The sequence below is a fragment of the Paenarthrobacter sp. NEAU-H11 genome, from assembly GCF_050573415.1.
Taxonomy (GTDB): domain Bacteria; phylum Actinomycetota; class Actinomycetes; order Actinomycetales; family Micrococcaceae; genus Arthrobacter.
In genome coordinates, this window is the sequence record NZ_JBNZGA010000016.1 from 61327 (window position 1) to 80037 (window position 18711).

19 protein-coding genes and 1 tRNA gene are annotated in these 18711 nt (G+C 65.3%); 4 read left to right on the forward strand and 16 right to left on the reverse strand.

Annotated elements, in window-relative coordinates:
• The first annotated feature begins 299 nt into the window (after positions 1-299).
• Positions 300-1118, forward strand: a complete 819-nt coding sequence (locus ACQ3DC_RS17465; RefSeq protein ID WP_430752827.1) for a ParA family protein — start codon at positions 300-302, stop codon at positions 1116-1118.
• Positions 1119-1185: 67 nt separating this feature from the next.
• Here the strand turns inward: ACQ3DC_RS17465 and ACQ3DC_RS17470 are convergent, their stop codons facing one another.
• The 5 genes from ACQ3DC_RS17470 to gcvH all read right to left on the reverse strand — a co-directional run bounded on the left by ACQ3DC_RS17470 (position 1186) and on the right by gcvH (position 4275).
• Positions 1186-1779, reverse strand: coding sequence for a MerR family transcriptional regulator (locus ACQ3DC_RS17470; protein ID WP_321215910.1), 594 nt, complete (start codon positions 1777-1779; stop codon positions 1186-1188).
• Between the two features lie 232 nt (positions 1780-2011).
• Complete coding sequence (locus tag ACQ3DC_RS17475; protein WP_013600629.1) at positions 2012-2515, reverse strand: bifunctional nuclease family protein; 504 nt, start codon at positions 2513-2515, stop codon at positions 2012-2014.
• Positions 2515-3231, reverse strand: coding sequence for a transcriptional regulator FtsR (ftsR, locus tag ACQ3DC_RS17480; protein ID WP_104997481.1), 717 nt, complete (start codon positions 3229-3231; stop codon positions 2515-2517). Before ftsR ends, ACQ3DC_RS17475 begins: the two co-directional genes overlap by 1 nt.
• 23 nt (positions 3232-3254) lie before the next feature.
• Positions 3255-3731, reverse strand: a complete 477-nt coding sequence (locus ACQ3DC_RS17485) for an FHA domain-containing protein (RefSeq protein ID WP_157238525.1) — start codon at positions 3729-3731, stop codon at positions 3255-3257.
• Between the two features lie 157 nt (positions 3732-3888).
• Entirely contained in the window at positions 3889-4275 is a 387-nt protein-coding gene (gene gcvH, locus ACQ3DC_RS17490) for a glycine cleavage system protein GcvH (protein ID WP_157238526.1), read from the reverse strand.
• A gap of 165 nt (positions 4276-4440) precedes the next feature.
• Here gcvH and ACQ3DC_RS17495 point away from each other — a divergent pair, with 165 nt between their 5' ends.
• Positions 4441-5310, forward strand: a complete 870-nt coding sequence (locus ACQ3DC_RS17495; RefSeq protein ID WP_421093473.1) for an Fpg/Nei family DNA glycosylase — start codon at positions 4441-4443, stop codon at positions 5308-5310.
• Between the two features lie 32 nt (positions 5311-5342).
• Here ACQ3DC_RS17495 and ACQ3DC_RS17500 read toward each other — a convergent pair whose 3' ends face one another.
• The 11 genes from ACQ3DC_RS17500 to ACQ3DC_RS17550 form a co-directional block, all read right to left on the reverse strand.
• On the reverse strand, positions 5343-6179 hold the full coding sequence (locus ACQ3DC_RS17500) for a hypothetical protein (RefSeq protein ID WP_421093474.1): 837 nt from the start codon (positions 6177-6179) through the stop codon (positions 5343-5345).
• Between the two features lie 416 nt (positions 6180-6595).
• Positions 6596-6672: transfer RNA gene (locus tag ACQ3DC_RS17505), tRNA-Pro, on the reverse strand.
• Between the two features lie 158 nt (positions 6673-6830).
• On the reverse strand, positions 6831-8381 hold the full coding sequence (gene der, locus ACQ3DC_RS17510; protein WP_421093475.1) for a ribosome biogenesis GTPase Der: 1551 nt from the start codon (positions 8379-8381) through the stop codon (positions 6831-6833).
• Positions 8382-8391: 10 nt separating this feature from the next.
• Positions 8392-9072 carry a lysophospholipid acyltransferase family protein gene (locus ACQ3DC_RS17515; RefSeq protein ID WP_157242547.1) on the reverse strand — a complete coding sequence of 227 codons (681 nt, stop codon included), beginning with the start codon at positions 9070-9072 and terminating at the stop codon, positions 8392-8394.
• A gap of 31 nt (positions 9073-9103) precedes the next feature.
• On the reverse strand, positions 9104-9817 hold the full coding sequence (gene cmk / locus ACQ3DC_RS17520) for a (d)CMP kinase (protein ID WP_157238530.1): 714 nt from the start codon (positions 9815-9817) through the stop codon (positions 9104-9106).
• The gene (locus ACQ3DC_RS17525) at positions 9817-10926 is read right to left on the reverse strand and encodes a prephenate dehydrogenase (RefSeq protein WP_157238531.1); all 1110 of its coding nucleotides are present in this window, start codon (positions 10924-10926) and stop codon (positions 9817-9819) included. Before ACQ3DC_RS17525 ends, cmk begins: the two co-directional genes overlap by 1 nt.
• Positions 10927-10929: 3 nt before the next feature.
• Positions 10930-12144: a pseudouridine synthase gene (locus tag ACQ3DC_RS17530; protein WP_157238532.1), complete on the reverse strand. Its 1215-nt coding sequence runs from the start codon at positions 12142-12144 to the stop codon at positions 10930-10932.
• A gap of 111 nt (positions 12145-12255) precedes the next feature.
• The gene (scpB, locus tag ACQ3DC_RS17535) at positions 12256-12894 is read right to left on the reverse strand and encodes an SMC-Scp complex subunit ScpB (protein ID WP_157242548.1); all 639 of its coding nucleotides are present in this window, start codon (positions 12892-12894) and stop codon (positions 12256-12258) included.
• 20 nt (positions 12895-12914) lie between these two features.
• Positions 12915-13727 (reverse strand): segregation and condensation protein A, encoded by an 813-nt coding sequence (locus ACQ3DC_RS17540; RefSeq protein WP_321215908.1) that lies wholly within the window; start codon positions 13725-13727, stop codon positions 12915-12917.
• Positions 13728-13734: 7 nt separating this feature from the next.
• Positions 13735-14634, reverse strand: coding sequence for a ParA family protein (locus ACQ3DC_RS17545; RefSeq protein WP_430752828.1), 900 nt, complete (start codon positions 14632-14634; stop codon positions 13735-13737).
• A gap of 226 nt (positions 14635-14860) precedes the next feature.
• Complete coding sequence (locus tag ACQ3DC_RS17550; RefSeq protein ID WP_157238533.1) at positions 14861-16210, reverse strand: cation:dicarboxylate symporter family transporter; 1350 nt, start codon at positions 16208-16210, stop codon at positions 14861-14863.
• 152 nt (positions 16211-16362) lie between these two features.
• Here ACQ3DC_RS17550 and ACQ3DC_RS17555 point away from each other — a divergent pair, with 152 nt between their 5' ends.
• Together ACQ3DC_RS17555 and ACQ3DC_RS17560 are read left to right on the forward strand one after the other, a co-directional pair.
• Positions 16363-17997, forward strand: a complete 1635-nt coding sequence (locus ACQ3DC_RS17555; RefSeq protein WP_157238534.1) for a sensor histidine kinase — start codon at positions 16363-16365, stop codon at positions 17995-17997.
• Complete coding sequence (locus ACQ3DC_RS17560; RefSeq protein WP_323057404.1) at positions 17994-18707, forward strand: response regulator; 714 nt, start codon at positions 17994-17996, stop codon at positions 18705-18707. The genes ACQ3DC_RS17555 and ACQ3DC_RS17560 overlap by 4 nt, the downstream gene beginning before the upstream one ends.
• The last annotated feature ends 4 nt before the right edge of the window (positions 18708-18711 follow it).

Sequence of the window (18711 nt, forward strand, 5' to 3'; positions counted from 1 at the left end):
TTCTCCTGCATCATTGCGGGTGGATCGGTGAGTGGTCACAGTGTCTAGGACCTACAAGGACAAACACAAATCTTTGTGGCCACCATCACTAATTTCCCCGTCATGTCCCGAAGCCTTCTGCCGGCTCGGGCGGAAACCGCCCCGCCAGCACAGTCGGTGCCATGCCGACGCCCAATAAAGCAGGATTCGCCGACGCATCAACATATGATGAGTAGGGCGGCAGGACCGTCCGGCTTCGGCACTGCCGGAGCAAACATTACCCCCAACACGGCATCCGGCGTTAGGTTTTGGTCTCTCAAGTGCAAGTAGTCAGCATCAGCAGCCTTAAGGGTGGAGTCGGCAAGACTTCCGTCACCACAGGATTGGCGTCTGCGGCGCTGGCCGCGGGCATCAGCACGCTGGTGGTGGACCTTGATCCGCACGCGGATGCCACCACTGCGTTGGGAGTCCAGCCCGGCGACCAGCTGGATATCGGCCGGATGCTCAAGAGTCCCCGCCGGGCAAAGCTGTCCGAAAACGTGGTGCGCAGCAGCTGGACCGCCAAGACCCAGTCCAACGGCACCGGCTCCGCCGTACTGGACGTCGCCGTCGGCTCTGCCTACACCGGCATCTATGACCGGCCGGACCTGGGCCGCCGCGACCTGCGCAGGCTCTCCTCTGTCCTGGCCACCGGGGACGACTACCAGCTTGTCCTAGTGGACTGCCCGCCGTCCCTGAACGGCCTGACCCGGATCGCCTGGTCCGCCAGCGACAAGGTGGCGCTGGTTGCCGAGCCCGGCCTGTTCTCGGTGGCCGGCACCGAGCGGACCATGCGGGCCATCCAGCTTTTCCGCCAGGAGTTCGCCCCCAACCTTTCCCCGGCAGGCATCGTGGCCAACCGGGTGCGGTCGGGTTCCTCGGAACACGCGTACCGGCTTGCGGAGATGGAGTCCATGTTCGGAGAACTCCTCCTGAGCCCGCGGATTCCGGAACAGGCCAACTGGCAGCAGATCCAGGGCGCCGCCCACCCCGTGCACCACTGGCCCGGTGATTCCGCGAAGTCCGCTGCGGCCCTGTTCGATGAACTGCTGGCCAACCTGATGGCTGTGGGCAGCGGCCTGCGCAGCCGCGCCAGGTAGGGCAACCCGCCTGGTTAACAGCCAAGGGGCCGCCCTCCGGATGGAGAGCGGCCCCTTGCTCAATATTTCAGCTGATCTTGCGCGCTGCCCTGCGCTTGCTCAGTTCGTCGTCCGGAAAGGACGGCTCAGCGGCATGCTCGCTGGGAAGCGAGGCCAGGCTGCCCTCCACCTCACGCCAGACCCGTCCGACAGCAATGCCGAACACACCTTGGCCGCCCTGGACGAGGTCGATGACCTCGTCAGCGGAGGTGCACTCGTAGACGCTCGCGCCGTCACTCATCAGGGTGATCTGGGCGAGGTCTTCGACGCCGCGTTCCCGCAGGTGTTCCACGGCGGTGCGGATTTGCTGCAGCGATACCCCTGTGTCCAGGAGCCTCTTGACGACTTTCAGGACCAGGATGTCGCGGAAGCCGTACAGTCGCTGGGAGCCGGAACCGGCGGCGCCGCGGACCGCGGGCTCCACCAGGCCGGTGCGTGCCCAGTAGTCGAGCTGGCGGTACGTGATGCCGGCCGCCTTGCATGCGGTGGGCCCGCGGTAGCCCGCGTCCTCATCCAGCACAGGAAGGTCTTCGGTAAACAGGAGGCCCTGGGCACCGCTCGCCGGCACAGCAACACCAGCCGTGGGCTGCTTCAGCCCGCCTGCTTCACCTTTGGGACTCACCTGGATCCTCCTTGTCATACGCTCCCGGGGAAACTGCTGCAGCAGCAGTGCATGAAGACCATGCATGTAATTTTCGCGGGGCGCACTTTCCAGTGTGACTTGCGCGGCTGCCGTAAGCAATGGGAACTCGATACTTCGACGTTAGGCCCGGGGGGTCGCAAGGTCAAAGACCCTGCAGGGTTAAAAGGGGCGTGTCGAAAGATTCACCCTCAACTTTAACCTTAACGTGACCTCAGCCGTCGAAGTCCTCGGGCTCAACATCGTCCAGGAACTCCCGGAACCGGCGCAGTTCGCGCTCTTCATCAACGGTGGGACCGGGTTCCGTGTCCTCGCCCTCGTCATGCTCGGTGATGCGGACTCCGGCCTCATCCATGACTGAATCCGCGCACCAAATCCGGCACTTTGCGCGCAGGGCTATGGCCAGCGCGTCCGAGGCCCGCGAACTGACTGTTGTCCCGTTCTCGAACTGCAGCTGGCCGTAGAAGATGTTGTCCTCCACCGCAACGATGTTCACGCTGACCACCGAGTGCCCCAGCGACTCCACGACGTCCACCAGGAGGTCGTGGGTCATGGGGCGGGGCGGGACCACGCCCTGCTGGGCAAGGGCAATGGCACTGGCTTCAGGCGTCCCGATCCATATGGGGACATGCCGTTCCCCGTGCATTTCCCGAAGCAGGACCAGGGGCTGGTTGGAAGGCAGTTCGATGCGAACGCCCACAATCTCGACTTCAATCATCAGATGTCCATGCGTGAGATATGGTCCTGCACCAAGGCACGGTGCAGGGTGAGGCAGAGGTCGCTAATCTCACGGGCGGCCTCAGCTGCCCGTGCCTGGGACGCGGAGTCCTTGCGGGACGCCAATGGCGCCACGACGCGCTCCACCAGGCCAAACTCCCGTTCCGCAGCCGCCTGGAAGGGGCGGAGGTGGCGGGGTTCAAGCCCGTGGCTCTCCAGCTGGACGCAGGCGCGCGCCACCTGGAGGGCGTGCTCATCGAACTGGCCATTGCTGTGGCTGATCAGGCCGAAACTCAGGAGGGACTGCAGCAGCGGCACACTGGCACCGGATTCCGTGCGGAGCTGCTCTTCCGTAAGCTTGCGCCCCCGGTTCTGCAGTTCCGCCGCCAGCTCATCCGAGACGATGCGCGGGGACACCACGACGCCGGGCGGGAGGTTCTCGGGGCGTTCGCCCCTGTCGATGGCATCGAGGTAGTCCTTGATGACTTTCAGGGGGAGGTACTGGTCACGCTGCAGGGCCAGGACGAACCGCAGCCGCTCGACGTCGCCGTCCGAGTACTGGCGGTAGCCCGCCGGTGTCCTGCGCGGGTTGATGAGCCCTTTTTCCTCAAGGAACCTGATCTTGGACGCAGTCATGCCGGGAAAGTCCCCGCTGAGCTGTGCGAGGACTTCCCCGATGTTGAGGACCTGGGGTCCCCGGCGTTCCGGTTGTGCCATTGCCACAGGCAGCGGTCCCCGGTTCAGCCGCGGCCTGCAGCGTTGGCAGGGCTCATGTAGAAGGTGAGGCGGAACTTGCCGATCTGGACTTCGCTGCCGGACTTGAGCTCCACGCTGTCCACGCGGTCGTGGTTGACGTAGGTGCCGTTCAGGCTGTTTTTGTCCACCACTTCGAAACTCCGGGCGGTGCGCCGGAACTCGACATGGCGGCGGGAAACGGTGACGTCGTCCAGGAAGATATCCGCATCCGGGTGCCGTCCGGCCGTGGTGACATCGGAATCAAGCAGGAAGCGGGCGCCGGCGTTGGGGCCGCTGTGCGCAACCAGCAGTGCTGACCCGGCCGGGAGCGCCTCAACCGAGCTGCGCTCATCGGACGAGAGTTTGGGGGCAATCGTGGGCTCATCCCTCACCGGGGTGAGATGGATCGAAGTAGTCTCCGACGCCCTGGCCGCACCCGAGCCGTGTTCCCCGTCGGCAGGGTTCTGTGTGTGGCCAGCCATGGACTCCTCCTCTTTCCGTTGCTGCCCTCAGGCCTGCAACCAACATCTGCCCTCCGGACCTGCAACGCAGGCCCGGTCCCGGCCCGCCGATCCGGCCGCTGACGTGCGAAGACGTTCTGCCTTCACGGCGGGGCCGGACCGGAAATACCGGTTAGCTTTAGCCTACCTGCTGTTCGTACTCCGATGCACTGAGCAATGATTCAACGGCGTCAGCTTCGGCGAGCTTGATCTCAATGAGCCACCCTTCACCGTAGGGATCTGTGTTGATCAGCGCGGAATCGGTGTCCAGTGACTCGTTGCGGGCCACAACTTCGCCGGTTACAGGGGCATAGATGTCGCTGACGCTCTTGGTGGACTCCACCTCGCCCACAACTTCGTTCGCCGTAATCTTGGTGCCAACTTCAGGCATCTGGGCGTAGACAACGTCCCCGAGTGCGTCCTGGGCAAAGTCGGTGATGCCTACCCGGACCACGCCGTCGGCATTGGGGGCGGTGACCCACTCGTGTTCGGCTGTGTAGGACAGATCTTCGGGAATGTTGCTCATCAGGGGCCTTTCATCGGGTCGAACACCAATGTCAACGGGGCCCCGGAACGGGCCGCCGCTGAAAGTATAGGCACATCTGCCCGGGCGTTCGGCGGGGTTTCTGCCAAGATGGGACGCATGAGCGCATGCACAGCCGGCGTCCACGTCGGGGAAGGCAGCTAGCGGATGCCTGAGCTGCCCGAGGTCGCCGGCCTTGCCGGGTTCCTGAGTGACCACCTGCAGGGAGCGGTCGTGTCAAAAGTGCAGATCGTTTCCTTCGCCGTCCTCAAGACGGCCGATCCCCCGTTCAGCGCCCTCGAGGGCAGGACCGTCACAGGCGTACGGCGCTTCGGCAAGTTCATCAGCATTGACACCGGCGGCCTCTCCTTCGTCTTTCACCTGGCCAGGGCCGGCTGGGTCCGCTTCACGGACTCCCCCACCGACGCCCAGCTGAAAATGGGAAAAGGGCACATCGCCGCCCGCCTTGCCTTCACCGGCCCCGGGGGCCCGCGCGGCTTCGACCTCACCGAGGCCGGAACGAAGAAGAGCCTTGCGGTCTACGTGGTCCGGGATCCGCAGGAAGTGCCGGGTATAGCGTCGCTGGGGCCGGACCCCTTCGCTGAGGCGTTCGACGCCGACATGCTGGCTGAGATCCTTGCCGGCAGCTCCCAGCAGATCAAGGGGCTCCTGCGGAACCAGGGCGTCATCGCCGGGATTGGGAACGCCTACAGCGACGAGATTCTGCATGCGGCAAGGATCTCCCCCTTTGCCACGGCCAAGTCCCTGGACCGCGGAACCGTCCAGGTCCTGTACGACGCCATCCACACCATCCTTGGCACGGCGATGGCCGAGGCGCAGGGCAAGCCGCCCAAGGACCTGAAGGACGTCAAACGGAGCCACATGCGCGTCCATGCGCGGGCCGGTCAGCCGTGCCCCGTGTGCGGAGATACTGTCCGCGAGGTTTCCTTCGCCGATACTGCCCTGCAGTACTGCCCCACCTGCCAGACCAAGGGCAAGATCCTGGCTGACCGCAGGACCTCTAAGTTCCTGAAGTAGCCAAGGCAATGCGGCGGTGCGTTTACGGGCTGTTAGAGGCGCTGGAGGAACCAGCCTTCAAGCATCTCAGTGTTCCATGATGGTGCGCGGACAAGGATCATGTCCCGGTCCTCATGGAGGACCTGATTGACGCCTTCAGCACCAGATAACTCGCGGACCAGCCGTTCCACGTCGGCCGACCGTTCATGACAGAGTTCATCGCTTAAACCAATCTCGAAGTCGTACCCGCCCGGTTCGCCCCGGATGTCCTCAACCTCGAGAATGGGCTCAGGCTCCGTGGTTCCGTCAGTGAGCACTGATTCTTGGTTTAGTTGTTCGATTAGCGCCCGCGCGTACGCCTCGATCCTGTCATCGGACGATTCCCGGACCCGGTTTAGTGAGGCGCGCGCGTCCACTACCGGCAGCCCGGGCAGGAAGTTATGGGTCTCTCCCGTGCCGCTGACGAGGACCGGATGGTTGTTCAGGTGGTAGCGCTTTTGAGGACCGCGTGCCACGTCCCACCGTGCATTGGGAGCATGCCCGAGCACGACTTCCGCCAGGTAGGACACAAGGCCGTCCAACAAAGTCAGGGATTCCAAGGAAAGGGTGCGCTCTTCCGCGGTGGTGAAGCGTTCCCACGATGGCCACATCTCCGGCGGCACGGAGGCGGGGTCGGTGGCACCGTAGGCATCCAGCCTGGCCAGATGGGACAGCAACCAACGCCACAGCGGCACCAGGCTCTCAAGGCTTCCGTCGAGAAGTGCTTGGGGGTCCTGCCCGTCTTCCACCAAGCGCTCCCGAAGCAGCGCAAGTGCGGGACCGCGTTCTTCAAGAAACTCTTGGAGGGCGGCCGCGGCCTCGGGTCTAGTCAGTTCGCGATAGTTAGTCATGGCAGATGGACAATGTAGGGGGATACCTTTCGCGTCGAGCAAGTCCAGTACGCGTGGATCCCACCGGACTTGAGAACTGACCGCCTCACGTCAGCCCCTTGATTCCGTGGTGATGGTAAGCGCAGGACCGCCGGCAAATTCACATGAAAAAACGTGGCGCACAGGGCGCCGTCCCCGCAACAAGCATCGTTGCTCCCCAGCAAGCGTACGGATAGTTGGGCCAAACGTATGGCAGCAATAATCAAAACACTAGAGAAACCTGCTGAGCGTTTTAGTAAAAAGGACGACAGGTCTGGTCACACCCAACGGTGCTGGTTGAGGTTTCATCGGGCGGGATTCCCACGGTGGTTGCGGACACGGCCAGTTAAACACCACAGGCCGCCTCCGGATTTCTCCGAAGGCGGCCTGTGGTGTTGTGGTCGGGCTGACAGGATTTGAACCTGCGACCCCTTGACCCCCAGTCAAGTGCGCTACCAAGCTGCGCTACAGCCCGCTGGTTCCGCCGTTCTCCGCTGAGCTGAACCCTCAAATCACTCCGAGGATTTCACCAGCAGTCCGGCCGAACCACCTAGAAGAGCTTACACGATTCCGGAGGGTGCCAGTGACACTTTCCGGCTTCCGGCGCTCCGCGTGTTGCGGAGATCACCGGAATCAACGCTTCTTGCCCCGCTTTTCCCGGACCCGCATGCTGACCTCGATGGGGGTGCCCTCGAAGCCGAAGGTTTCCCGGAGGCGGCGGGTGATGAAGCGGCGGTATCCCGGGTCCAGGAATCCGGTGGTGAACAGCACGAACTTCGGGGGCCGGCTGGACGCCTGGGTGCCGAAGAGGATGCGCGGCTGCTTGCCGCCTCGGACGGGGTGCGGGTGCGCGGCAACGAGTTCGCCGAGGAAGGCGTTCAGGCGGCCGGTGGCGATGCGCTTGTCCCAGTTCTCCAGTGCCAGGTCCAGGGCGGGAACCAGGCGGTCCTTGTGCCACCCGGTCTTGGCAGAGATGTTCACCCGGGGTGCCCAGTTCACGTGAGCCAGGTCCTGCTCGATTTCACGTTCCAGGTAGCGCCGGCGTTCGTCGTCGAGCAGGTCCCATTTGTTGAACGCCAGCACCAGGGCACGGCCAGACTCAATGGCGAGCTGCAGGATCCGGACGTCCTGCTCGCTGAGGACCTCATCCACGGCGAGGAGCACGACGGCGACCTCCGCCTTTTCGAGTGCGGCCTGGGTCCGCAGGGAGGCGTAGAAGTCCGCCCCCTGCGCCATGTGCTGGCGGCGGCGGATGCCTGCCGTGTCCACGAAGCGCCACGTCCGGCCGCCGAGTTCGATGAACTCGTCCACGGGGTCGCGGGTGGTTCCGGCCGTGTTGTCCACCACTACGCGCTCGGTGCCTGCCAGCTTGTTCAGCAGCGAGGACTTGCCCACGTTGGGGCGGCCGATCAGGGCAATGCGCCGCGGGCCGCCGGAACGGTCGGTTCCCTCAATGGTGGAGAACTCTGGGAGCACGTCCATCACGTGGTCCAGCAGGTCCGCAACCCCGCGGCCGTGCAGCGCCGACACCGGGTAGGGCTCACCAAAGCCCAGGCCCCACAGGGTGGCCGAGTCCGCTTCCTGCGCAAAGTCGTCCACCTTGTTGGCCACCATGATGACCGGCTTCTTGCTGCGGCGGAGCATCTTCATGACACCTTCATCGGTGGCCGTAGCCCCTACTGCGGAGTCCACCACGAAGAGCACGGCGTCGGCGAGTTCAACGGCCATCTCGGCCTGCTCGGCCACGCGGGCGTGGATACCGCGGGCATCGTGTTCCCAGCCGCCGGTGTCCACGAGGGTGAAGTTGCGGCCGTTCCAGCTGGCGGAGTACATGACGCGGTCGCGGGTGACACCGGGGGTGTCTTCAACCACTGCTTCACGCCGGCCCAGGATGCGGTTCACGAGGGTTGACTTGCCCACGTTGGGGCGTCCGATGATGGCCAGGACCGGATCAAGCTTGACGGGGCCGTCGAAGTCCTCGTCGCCGTACTCGCCGCTGAGCAGTGCGGCGTCTTCCTCGTCGAGGTCATAGTCCTCCAGGCCCGCCCGGAGGGACGCGGCGCGGAGCTCGGCCTCCTCGTCGTCAATGGCAGCCAGCCGTTCGGCCACCTGGTCCGTGCCCGTGGGCGTGTAGTCGTCTTCGCCGGCGCCGGGGTGGCCGGGAGTTTGAGTCATATCGCTCATTGCACTGTCCTTAGTGGTCATCTGCCGGCGTCCCGGCTACTGCTGTTAAGTCTTTATGGGCATCTGCCGTGGGCAGGGGCTGCCCGCTGAGTTGAACGGAGTCCTGGACGTGCCCAGCCAGCGCAGCGCGGATTTCCAGCGCCGCCCTGTCCATTGAAGCACGCCCGCTTTCCCCGGCCCTGCGGCCAAGGGTGAGGGCATTTCCGAAGCTGACGTGGAAACGCCTGCCCGGCCGTGGCACTGAATCAAGGTGTTCGTCGCCTCTGCGCGTACCCAGGATGGCCACCGGAACCACCGGCGCTCCGGAGTTCAGCGCCAGCCAGGCCACGCCGCCGTTAATGTCCGCAGCCGCCCCGCTCCCCCGGGTACCTTCGGGAAGGATCCCTACGCACCGTCCGGCGTCGAGCACTTCCTTGCAGCGCTGCAGTGCCGCGCGGTCGCCCCTCCGGTCCACCGGCAACTGGCCCGAGGCGTTGAGCACCCGGCCGAGGAATCCCTGGAACATTTCCTGCTTGACCAGGATGTGCATGGGCCGTGGCGAGGCACCGAACATGACCGGCCCGTCCAGGAAGCTGATGTGGTTCGCGGCGAAAATCACCGGGCCTCCGGTAGGCACGTTGTCCTTGCCCGTGACGGTGGTCCGGTACACCAGATGGTCGAGGATCCAGCCCACAGGCCTGCTCCACGTCATGGTCAGCCCGGACGGGACACCCCGCTTGCCGTCAGTCACGGTTGAGGGCCTTCGTGACGATCACCAGGGCCGCTGCTACGGTCTGCTCGAAGTCGAGGTCCGATGAGTCCAGCGTGACAACCCCGGAGGCCGCCTTCGTGAAGTTCACCACCGTGGAATCCTTCGCGTCGCGGTGGGTCACCTGGGCCGCCAGCTGCTCGGCGTCCTGGGTGCCGCCGAGCTGCATCCCGCGCCGGCGCAGCCGCGCTTCCTCGCTGGCGGTGAGCAGCATGCGGACTTCCGCCCCGGGCGCGACGACGGTGGTGATGTCCCTGCCTTCCACCACCATGCGGCGGTGGTGCTTTTCGATCAGCTCCCGCTGGCGGCGGATAAGTTCAGTCCGGGCGCCGAGGGTGGTGGCCACAGCGCTGACGGCCGAAGAGATTGCCGGTTCGCGGATGGCGTCAGTGACGTCCACGCCGTCAACCCGGACGTAGTCGTCGTGCGGGCTGGTGCTCAGGTCCAGTACCAGGTCCCGGGCGGCCTGCTCCACGGCTGCGGCGTCGTCGAGGTCGATTCCCCTGGCGACGCAATCCCAGGTCAGGGCGCGGTACATCGCGCCGGTGTCCAGGTAGGCGAGCCGGAGCCTGCGGGCCACTTCCTTGCTCACGCTGGACTTGCCGGAGCCGGAGGGGCCGTCAATGGCCACCACCAGCGGCCGTCCGATGCGGAGCGCGGGCATGGTGTCGAGAAGTTCCTGTGTCATTACTGAAGTACCCGCCATCCGCGGTCGTTTAGTGCTTCGATCAGGTGGTCGTGCTTGTTCGGCAACACGGATATTTCCACCATACCCACGTTTTGGCCGGACGAATGGTCAAGGCGGAGGTCCTCCAGGTTGACGCCGATCTCCCCGATTTCGGTGAGGAGCCGGGCGATTTGCCCCGGTTTGTCATCCACCAGGACGGTCAGCCAGGAGTATGCCTGCGGCGGTCCGCCGTGCTTGCCCGGAATGCGTGCCTGGCCGGCATTGCCTTCGCTCATGAGCTGGGCGAGGTCCAGCCTCGCCCCAGGCGCTGTGGGCTCTTCCAAGGTGCCAATCAGCCGGTTGAGGTCATCCCGGACGCCGTACAGGATGTCCACCACCTTCGCCGCGTTGCCGCCAAGGATCTGGACCCAGAGGGCGGGATCGCTGGCAGCAATGCGGGTGACGTCGCGCAGGCCGTTCCCGGCCAGGGACAGCGCGTGCAGGGGTGTCCCCTGCAACCGGCTCGCCACCAGCGACGACATCACCTGGGGCAGGTGCGAGACCAGGGCCACGGCTTCGTCATGTTCGTCGGCCGTGAACTGGGAGACGACGGCGCCCAGGTCTGCGGCCAGGGACCGGGCCGTCTGGAGAGCGGCGGCGGAGGTCTCCTCCGACGGACACACCACCCACGGCATCGAGGTAAACAGCTCGCCGCGCGCAGCTACGGGACCTGATTTTTCCCGTCCGGCCATGGGATGGGTTCCCACGTAGCGGGAGAGGTCAACGCCGCGGCGGCGCAGCTGGCCCAGGATCTCAGCCTTCACGCTGGCGATGTCCACCACAACCGAGTCAGGGTACTCGGACAGGGCTGCTGCCACGACATCGGCCGTGACGTCCGGCGGAGCGGCAACCACCACGAGCTGCGGAACCCTGCCATCCAGCTCAGCCAGTGGCCGGCCCGCTCCGATATCCACGGCGACCGCCTGGTTGGTGGGCGAGGGGTCGGACAAGAACACGGGCACGCCGCGCCCGCGCAGCCCCAGCCCGATGCTGGTGCCCAGCAGTCCGGTGCCAAGGACCACGACCGGACCGTCCAGGTGCCCGCGGCCCTGGCTGTGGAAAGCGGACATGCCTCAGAGCCCTACGGATGCCAGCAGGTGGCCGACTTCCTGCTTGCCGAGGTTGCGGATGCTGCCCTGTCGCTGGTCTCCCAGGCCGATGGGGCCCACCTTCACGCGGACCAGCCGCAGGACCGGGAAGCCGACGGCGTCGAACAGGCGGCGGACAATGCGGTTCTTGCCGGAGTGCAGCACTACCTCGATCAGGACGTGGCCCGGAGTGGAGTCGACAAGCCGGAAGGAGTCCACGGACGCAAAGCCGTCCTCGAGTTCCACACCCTCCTTGAGCTGCGCGCCAATCCCCTGCGGGAAGGGACCGCGGACCTGCACGAGGTAGGTCTTGGGAACCTCGTAGGAAGGGTGCGTCAGGCGGTTGGCGAGTTCGCCGTCGTTCGTCAGCAGGAGCAGGCCTTCGGTGGCGACGTCGAGGCGGCCAACGTGGAACAGGCGTTCGCCCTTGTTCTTGCTGTTCTTGAGGAAGTCGCTGATGCAAGGACGCCCCTCGGGGTCCTCCATGGTGGAAACAACGCCCTTGGGCTTGTTGAACACCATGTACACCAGGTCCTCATCCAGCTGGATCCGCAGCCCGTCCACGTGGATGACGGCGGTCTTGGGGTCGACGCGGACGCCGAGTTCGGTGACCACCTGGCCGTCCACTTCCACACGGCCCTCGGCGATCATCTCTTCGCAGACGCGGCGGGAGGCAACCCCGGCCGAGGCCATGACCTTCTGCAGGCGCACGCCGTCGGCGTCGTGAAGCTCCGACTGGGGAACATCGCCCCGCGGGCCCTTCTTGCGGGACGGCCTGCGCACCGGCCCCAGGTTCTGGCCGAAGCGTTCACTGCCGAACGCGCGGGAGGCCGCGGCGCCCGGGGCGCCGGTGCGTGGCTTCGGCTTGAGGGCGCCGGGAGTGCCCGGTGCTTTCTTGGCCCCGGGTTTGCGGGCTGCAGGCTTCCGGGAGGACGGCCTGGCCGCCTTTGGATCAACCGCGCCGCGGCCCTGCTGCGGGCCGTCCGAAGCCAAATCCGGATCGATGAAGCGCTCCTCGCGCGGCTTGGGTGCGCGTTGCGGGCGGTCGCTGCCGAACCCGCCGCCCCGCTTGGGGGCACCGCTGCGGAACCCGCCCGCTGAACTCCCACCCTGGGAGGTGTTGCGCTGTGTTCTGTTTCGTTCCGAACCGTTGCGTCCCGAACTGTTACGTGGTGAACCCTGGCGTCCCGCCTGTGTCATGACCCGTCCTTCAATTGTTTGGCCGGAAAGGTGTCCACAGACAACCTTAACCAGCCGTGCAGAAATAGTCTGCCCTGATAAATACTCTTTGCCCAGGCCGGGCGAACCCGCCTAGATCCCGTCGGCGTCGTAGTACTCCGCGATGCCGTCCAACCCTGGAAGGTGTGGAGACAGCTGCGGCAGCTCGGCCACCGAGCCGATTCCCATCCGCTCCAGGAAATACGATGTGGTCCGGTAGAGGATGGCCCCGGACTCCGGGTCCGTTCCCGAATCCTCGATCAACCCGCGCTGGGCGAGTGTCCTGACCACAGAGTCAACATTGACGCCCCGAATTGCGGACACCCTTGCCCTGGAGACAGGCTGCCGGTACGCGATGACCGCCAGCGTTTCCAAGGCCGCCTGGGTGAGCCTGGCCGTTTGCCCTTCCAGCACGTACTTGCCGACAATGTCGGCGAATTCCGCGCGGGAATAGATCCGCCAGCCACCGGCGATGTTCCGCAATTCAAAACCCCGGGGGCTGGAGCCGAAACCAGCGGCGCTGGCTTGTTCCATATCCGGGGCTTTAACAGTATAGCCGGTATACTCGCGCTGAAGTTCGGCCAGCAGGGTGCTGACCGTTTCAACGGTCAGCCCAAGCCCGGCAGCCAGTTCTTCCTCTGTTGCCGGCTGGTCGATGACCATCAGCACGGCCTCGATGGCAGCCTTGGCCCCGCCGGGAAGGCTTTCGAGGTCCACCTCCCCTTGGCGCATGGCTTCGGTAGCTTCCTTGGTCACAGCTGCTCCTCGAATTCTTCGCTCAGGTTCTCCGCCGACCACTGCCGGCCGCCGGCTGTCCAGTGGACGGCAAGGTCGGCCAGCGGCGAAAGCTGGTCGAAGGAGACTGCCTTGTCCCGGAATAGCTCCAGCAGCGCCAGGAACCTGGCCACCACCACCAGGGTGGACTCGGCGTCCGCAATGATGGCCCGGAAAGTCAGCGGCGATTCCTGCTGGAGCCGCAACCCCACGATCTCTGCCTGCTCCTTGACGCTGACATTGCCGCCGTGGAGGTGGGCCAGCCCGACCTCCGTGGGTTTGGGCGCCTTGGGTTGCAGCGCCGCTTCGGCCATGGCTGCGAACTGTTCGGGCGTGTGCTTCCAGACGAGTTCAGGGAGCATCGCCGCGAAGTGTTCCTCCAGCGCAACCTGCCGGGGAAAACGCCGTGCTTCCTGGTGCAGGGTTGCGCCCAGGAGCCCGGCCACATGCTTAAAGGCCTTGTACTGGAGCAGCCGGGCGAAGAGCAGGTCCCTGGCTTCGAGCAGGGCCATGTCCTCATCGTCTTCGACTTCCCCGGCGGGAAGGAGCCTGGCAGCCTTGATGTCCAGCAGTGTCGCGGCGATCACCAGGAATTCACTGGCTTCGTCAAGGGCCCAGTCCTCGCCCAGTTCCTGCAGCTTCCGGATGTACTTGATGAATTCGTCGGTCACCGTGGCGATGGCCACCTCGGTGATGTCCAACTGGTGCTTGGCGATCAGCCCCAGCAGGAGGTCGAACGGACCCGTGAAGTTGGCCAGCCGCACCTCGAAGCCGGGCTTGGTTTCGGCCACGGCGTGGCTAGGGTGCGCCGCCGCGCGAGATCAGCTCTTTGGCCAGGCGGCGGTAGGCGTCGGCGCCCACGTGGTTGCCGGCGTAGCTCGTGATCGGCTCGGCGGCCACGGTGGCGTCCGCGAACTTGATGGAGCGCTTGATGACGGTCTCGAAGACCTTGTCGCCGAAGGCCTCCACCAGCCGGGTGATGACCTCGCGGCTGTGGAGCGTCCGTGCGTCGTACATGGTGGCAAGGACGCCATCCACCTGCAGGCGCGGGTTGAGGCGGTCCTGCACCTTGTCGATGGTTTCCACCAGCAGCGCCACGGCGCGGAGGGCGAAGAACTCGCAGATCAGCGGAATGATGACGCCGTGCGCCGCGGTGAGCGCGTTGACGGTCAGGAGCCCGAGGGAGGGCTGGCAGTCGATGAGGACGACGTCGTAGTCGTCCTCGACTTTCTTGAGGGCCCGGTCCAGGACCTGCTCGCGCGCAACTTCATTGACGAGCTGGACTTCGGCGGCGGAGAGGTCGATGTTGGCCGGCAGCAGGTCGACGTTCTCAACGCCGGTCTGGTGGATGGCGTCGCGGATGTCCACTTTGCGGTCCATCAGCACGTTGTAGACAGTGAGGTCCAGCTCGTGGGGATTCACGCCGAGGCCCGCCGAAAGCGCACCCTGGGGATCGAAGTCGACCAGGAGGATGCGGCGGCCGTATTCCGCCAGCGCCGCGGCGAGGTTGATCGTTGAGGTGGTCTTGCCGACGCCGCCCTTCTGGTTCACCATGGCGATGACCCGGGCCGGACCGTGGGAGGACAGCGGCGCGGGTTCCGGAAACTCGCGGTATGGGCGCCCGGTGGGCCCCATCACCGCGTTGTCCAGGTCAAATTCCGTGCCCTCCAGAGTTGCCGAACCCTGTTCGCTGCTCACGTATCTATCCACACTTTCGATGACGGTGATTTCCTGCCGCTGATTGCCAGCGCCGTTCCTTCTTCTTCCCAAGGTTACAGCGACCGACACGGCATTCGAGGGAACTTGACTTTCGGCCCATGTTGAGCCTTGACCCTCTAGCTGAGGTCGAAGGTTACCGCTCCGCAGACAAGGAACCGCCCCCGCAGCGCTTGCTGCGGGGGCGGTTGCCTGTTGGCCGGAGTGGTCAGGCGTTGGCCGGAACCGGGCGGGCTTCAGCCTGCTCCGGAGCGGCTTCACCGTGGTGGTGAGCCAGCATGGTTGCTTCGTCGAAGGGTTCCTCGCCGGAGAGGACGCTGTTGACCTGTACGCCGTCGATCTCCTTGACCCACGTGCCAATCAGGACGGTGGCTACGGCGTTGCCGGTGAAGTTGGTCAGGGCGCGGGCCTCGGACATGAACCGGTCGATGCCCACGATCATGCCTACGCCGCCCAGCAGCTCGGGCTTGTGGGCCTGGAGGCCGGCAGCCAGCGTGGCGAGGCCGGCACCGGTGACACCGGCTGCACCCTTGGAGGCAATGATCATGAAGATCAGCAGGGAGATCTGGGCGCCCAGGTCCAGCGGCGTGCCCATGGCGTTGGCAACGAACAGGGAGGCCATGGTCAGGTAGATGGCCGTGCCGTCAAGGTTGAACGAGTAGCCGGTGGGCACCGTGACGCCAACAACGGGCTTGGAGACACCGAGGTGTTCCATCTTGGCGATCAGGCGGGGCAGGGCAGCTTCAGAGGAGGACGTGGAGAAGATGAGCAGGTATTCGCGGCCCAGGTACTTCATCAGCTTGAAGATGTTGACGCCGGTGACAACCTTGAGCAGGCCGCCCAGGATGATCACGATGAACAGTGCGCAGGTGATGTAGAAGGCAGCCATCAGGGTGAACATGCTGACGATGGCCTGGAAGCCGGTGGCTCCCACGACGGCGGCGATGGCACCGAAGGCACCCACGGGGGCGAGCCACATGATCATGATCAGGATGCGGAACACGAGGACCTGGCCGTGGCCGATGGCCTTGAGGATGGGAGCGCCCTGCGGGCCCATCTTCTGGAGGGCGAACCCTACGAGGATGGCGGCAAAGAGGGTGGGCAGGACCGGAATATCTCCCGGAATGATGCCAAGGAGGAAAGCAACGGTGCTGTCTACTTCCGCCTTCTTGTTGGGGTCGTAGGGGGCCAGCTTCAGGCCCTCACCCGGGTGGATCAGGTTGCCCACCACCAGGCCGATGGCGAGCGCGAACGTGGACATCAGGATGAAGTAGCCCAGCGCCAGGCCGCCTACCTTGCCCACCGTGGCAGCCTTCGCGATCGAGCCGATGCCCAGGACGATGGTGCAGAAGATGACCGGGGCGATCATCATCTTGATGAGTTTGATGAACCCGTCGCCGAGCGGCTTGAGGGACTTGCCGACCTCCGGGAACATCAGGCCCACCACGGCGCCCAGGATCACGGCTGCGATGACGGCGATATACAGGTAGTGCGATTTGTCGATGCCCTTGCGCCGCGTCTTCACGGTGTCAAGCGACTCTCCTCGTTGAGAAGCCATGATGTGTCTCCTTGTATGGATAATCTGATAGACGCTGCGGCACAGTATCTGGGCTCAACACGTCCTCCGGTGTGATATCCATCATTGGGTACGCCGTGACCCAGCTCACCGTTGCGTTCATATTGGTCGTGGAAGGTGCGTGGGAGGTACGGATGATCCACCCCTGGAGTATCGCCCGCCGGCTCTTCGTGGCGAACCTGCTGATTGTGGTGGTATTCATCGCCATCGTTGGTTCAGCCACCTACGTTGACGCCCGTGACCGCGCCTATGACGAGGCCGGCATGCGCATGGCGGGGATCGCCGCTTCGATCGCAGCCAGCCCGCTGGTGCTGGAGGCAGCTGCCGGCCCGGACCCCTCAGCCGTCCTGCAGCCCTACGCCAGCGACGTTATGTCCGCTGCCGACGTCGACTTCGTGACCATCATGGCTCCCGACCGGACCCGCTGGACGCACCCGCGGGAGGAGGAAATCGGCAGGCCTTACATCGGCTCGATCGACGCCGCCTTGCGGGGTGAGCAGTACACGGAAGTGACGGCGGGGACGCTGGGCCCCTCAGTGCGGACGATTGTCCCCGTCAAGGATGAAGCCGGCAATGTGAAGGCGCTGGTGGCGGCGGGTGTCACGGTGCGCACGGTGGATGTTGCGTTCGCGGGACGCCTGCCTGCCCTGCTGGCGATTGGCCTTGCCCTGCTGCTGGGAGGCTCGCTGGCCTCCTGGCTGCTGGGCCGGTATCTTCGCCGGGTCACCCGCGGCTGGGGGCCGGAGCAGCTCTCGCAGTTGTTCGCATACTACGAGTCCGTCCTGCACTCGGTCCGGGAAGGGCTGATCCTCATCGATGCCAAGGGCCGCGTGGTGATGTACAACGACCACGCGGCCGAACTGCTGGGCCTTGAGGGGTCCGGCAGCAAGGACCCCACCCGGCCGCCGACACTGGCGGAGCTGCCGCTCGAGGAGGAGCTCCGGGAGCTGTTCGAGTCGGGGCGGACTGCCAAGGACGAAATTGTCCTTACCGGCTCGCGGGTCCTGGTGGTCAACCAGGGACCGGCCAAGGCGCCCGGGGTTCCGGGGAACCGCGGCAGGTCAGCCGTCTACGGCACGGTGGCCACGCTGCGGGACCGGACCGAGATTGAGGCGCTGGGCAACGAGCTTGAAACCATGCGCACCCTCTCCGGAGCGCTCCGGGCCCAGACCCACGAGCACGCCAACAGGCTCCACACGATGGTCTCGCTCCTGGAACTGGGCCGGACCCAGGAAGCCCTGGACTTTGCCACCCGGGACCTGGAACTGAGCCAGCAGCTGACCGACGACATGGTCAGCTCGGTGGATGAGCCCGTGCTGGGTGCCCTGGTCATGGGCAAGGTGGCTGAAGCCCACGAACGCGGCGTCCAGCTGGACGTTGCCACGCTGGGTTCCGGTAGTGTGGCGGGAGTTGCGGTGCAGGACCTGGTCACCATCCTGGGAAACCTGCTGGACAACGCGATTGACGCGGCAGCAGACGCTCCTCCGCCGCGGCGGGTGCAGCTGACAGTGGAGTCGGACGAGGAAGGGCTGGACATCGCCGTCCACGATTCCGGCGCCGTGCTGGACTCCCAGGCAGCGGACAACATCTTCCGGCACGGCTTCAGCACCAAGCCTTCCGGACCCGGCGGACGGGGCATCGGGCTGGCGCTGGTCCGGCAGGCAGTACACCGCCTGGGCGGTACGCTGACCATCAACGGACGGCGCGGAGCGAAGTTCGAAGTATTTCTTCCCGCAGCGGTGTCCCCGCAGAAGGAGCACACACCGTGAGCAACATCCGGGTCCTCATCGTTGAGGACGAGGCCATCGCATCAGCCGCACACGCGGCCTACATCGGGCGGTTGCCGGGCTTTGAACTGGCCGGAAGCGCTCCTGACGGCCAGTCTGCCCTCCGCCTGCTCGGCGAATTTTCCGCCGCAGGCAACCCGGTGGAGCTGGTCCTCCTGGACATGAACCTCCCGGACCTCCACGGGCTGGACATTGCGCGGCGCATGCGGGCGGCCGGCATCCTGGCGGACATCATCGCCATCACGGCCGTGCGGGAACTGGCGATCGTCCGGAGCGCGGTGGCCATTGGGGTGGTCCAGTACCTGATCAAGCCGTTCACCTTCGCCACTTTCGCCGACAAGCTGGAGAGTTACCGGCAGTTCCGGCAGCAGCTCGCAGGCCATGACGCAGGATCCGGGAAAACCGGCGCGTCCCAAAGCGAAGTGGACCAGGCTTTCGCCAGCCTGCGGGCACCGTCGGAACTCCCCCTGCCCAAGGGCCTCTCGGTTTCCACGCTGGGCTCAGTGCAGGACTTCGTCAAACAGCAGCGCGATGCCGTCTCGGCCACGGAAGTCATGGACGCCCTCGGCATGTCCCGTGTCACTGCGCGGCGCTACCTGGAGTATTTGGCCGATGCAGGTACGGTCTCCAGGACTGCCCGCTACGGCACCCCGGGCAGGCCGGAGAACGAGTACCGCTGGAGCGGGCGCTGAACTG

Excerpts from the sequence above, each read along its gene's own strand:
- der (WP_421093475.1), bottom strand. The coding sequence starts at position 8,381 with ATGAGCGATATGACTCAAACTCCCGGCCACCCCGGCGCCGGCGAAGAC.
- ACQ3DC_RS17525 (WP_157238531.1), bottom strand. The coding sequence starts at position 10,926 with ATGTCCGCTTTCCACAGCCAGGGCCGCGGGCACCTGGACGGTCCGGTC.
- ACQ3DC_RS17485 (WP_157238525.1), bottom strand. The coding sequence starts at position 3,731 with ATGGCTGGCCACACACAGAACCCTGCCGACGGGGAACACGGCTCGGGT.
- ACQ3DC_RS17495 (WP_421093473.1), top strand. The coding sequence starts at position 4,441 with ATGCCTGAGCTGCCCGAGGTCGCCGGCCTTGCCGGGTTCCTGAGTGAC.
- ACQ3DC_RS17475 (WP_013600629.1), bottom strand. The coding sequence starts at position 2,515 with ATGATTGAAGTCGAGATTGTGGGCGTTCGCATCGAACTGCCTTCCAAC.
- ACQ3DC_RS17555 (WP_157238534.1), top strand. The coding sequence starts at position 16,363 with ATGATCCACCCCTGGAGTATCGCCCGCCGGCTCTTCGTGGCGAACCTG.
- scpB (WP_157242548.1), bottom strand. The coding sequence starts at position 12,894 with ATGCGCCAAGGGGAGGTGGACCTCGAAAGCCTTCCCGGCGGGGCCAAG.
- ftsR (WP_104997481.1), bottom strand. The coding sequence starts at position 3,231 with ATGGCACAACCGGAACGCCGGGGACCCCAGGTCCTCAACATCGGGGAA.
- ACQ3DC_RS17515 (WP_157242547.1), bottom strand. The coding sequence starts at position 9,072 with ATGACGTGGAGCAGGCCTGTGGGCTGGATCCTCGACCATCTGGTGTAC.
- gcvH (WP_157238526.1), bottom strand. The coding sequence starts at position 4,275 with ATGAGCAACATTCCCGAAGATCTGTCCTACACAGCCGAACACGAGTGG.
- ACQ3DC_RS17530 (WP_157238532.1), bottom strand. The coding sequence starts at position 12,144 with ATGACACAGGCGGGACGCCAGGGTTCACCACGTAACAGTTCGGGACGC.
- ACQ3DC_RS17500 (WP_421093474.1), bottom strand. The coding sequence starts at position 6,179 with ATGACTAACTATCGCGAACTGACTAGACCCGAGGCCGCGGCCGCCCTC.
- ACQ3DC_RS17550 (WP_157238533.1), bottom strand. The coding sequence starts at position 16,210 with ATGGCTTCTCAACGAGGAGAGTCGCTTGACACCGTGAAGACGCGGCGC.
- cmk (WP_157238530.1), bottom strand. The coding sequence starts at position 9,817 with ATGACACAGGAACTTCTCGACACCATGCCCGCGCTCCGCATCGGACGG.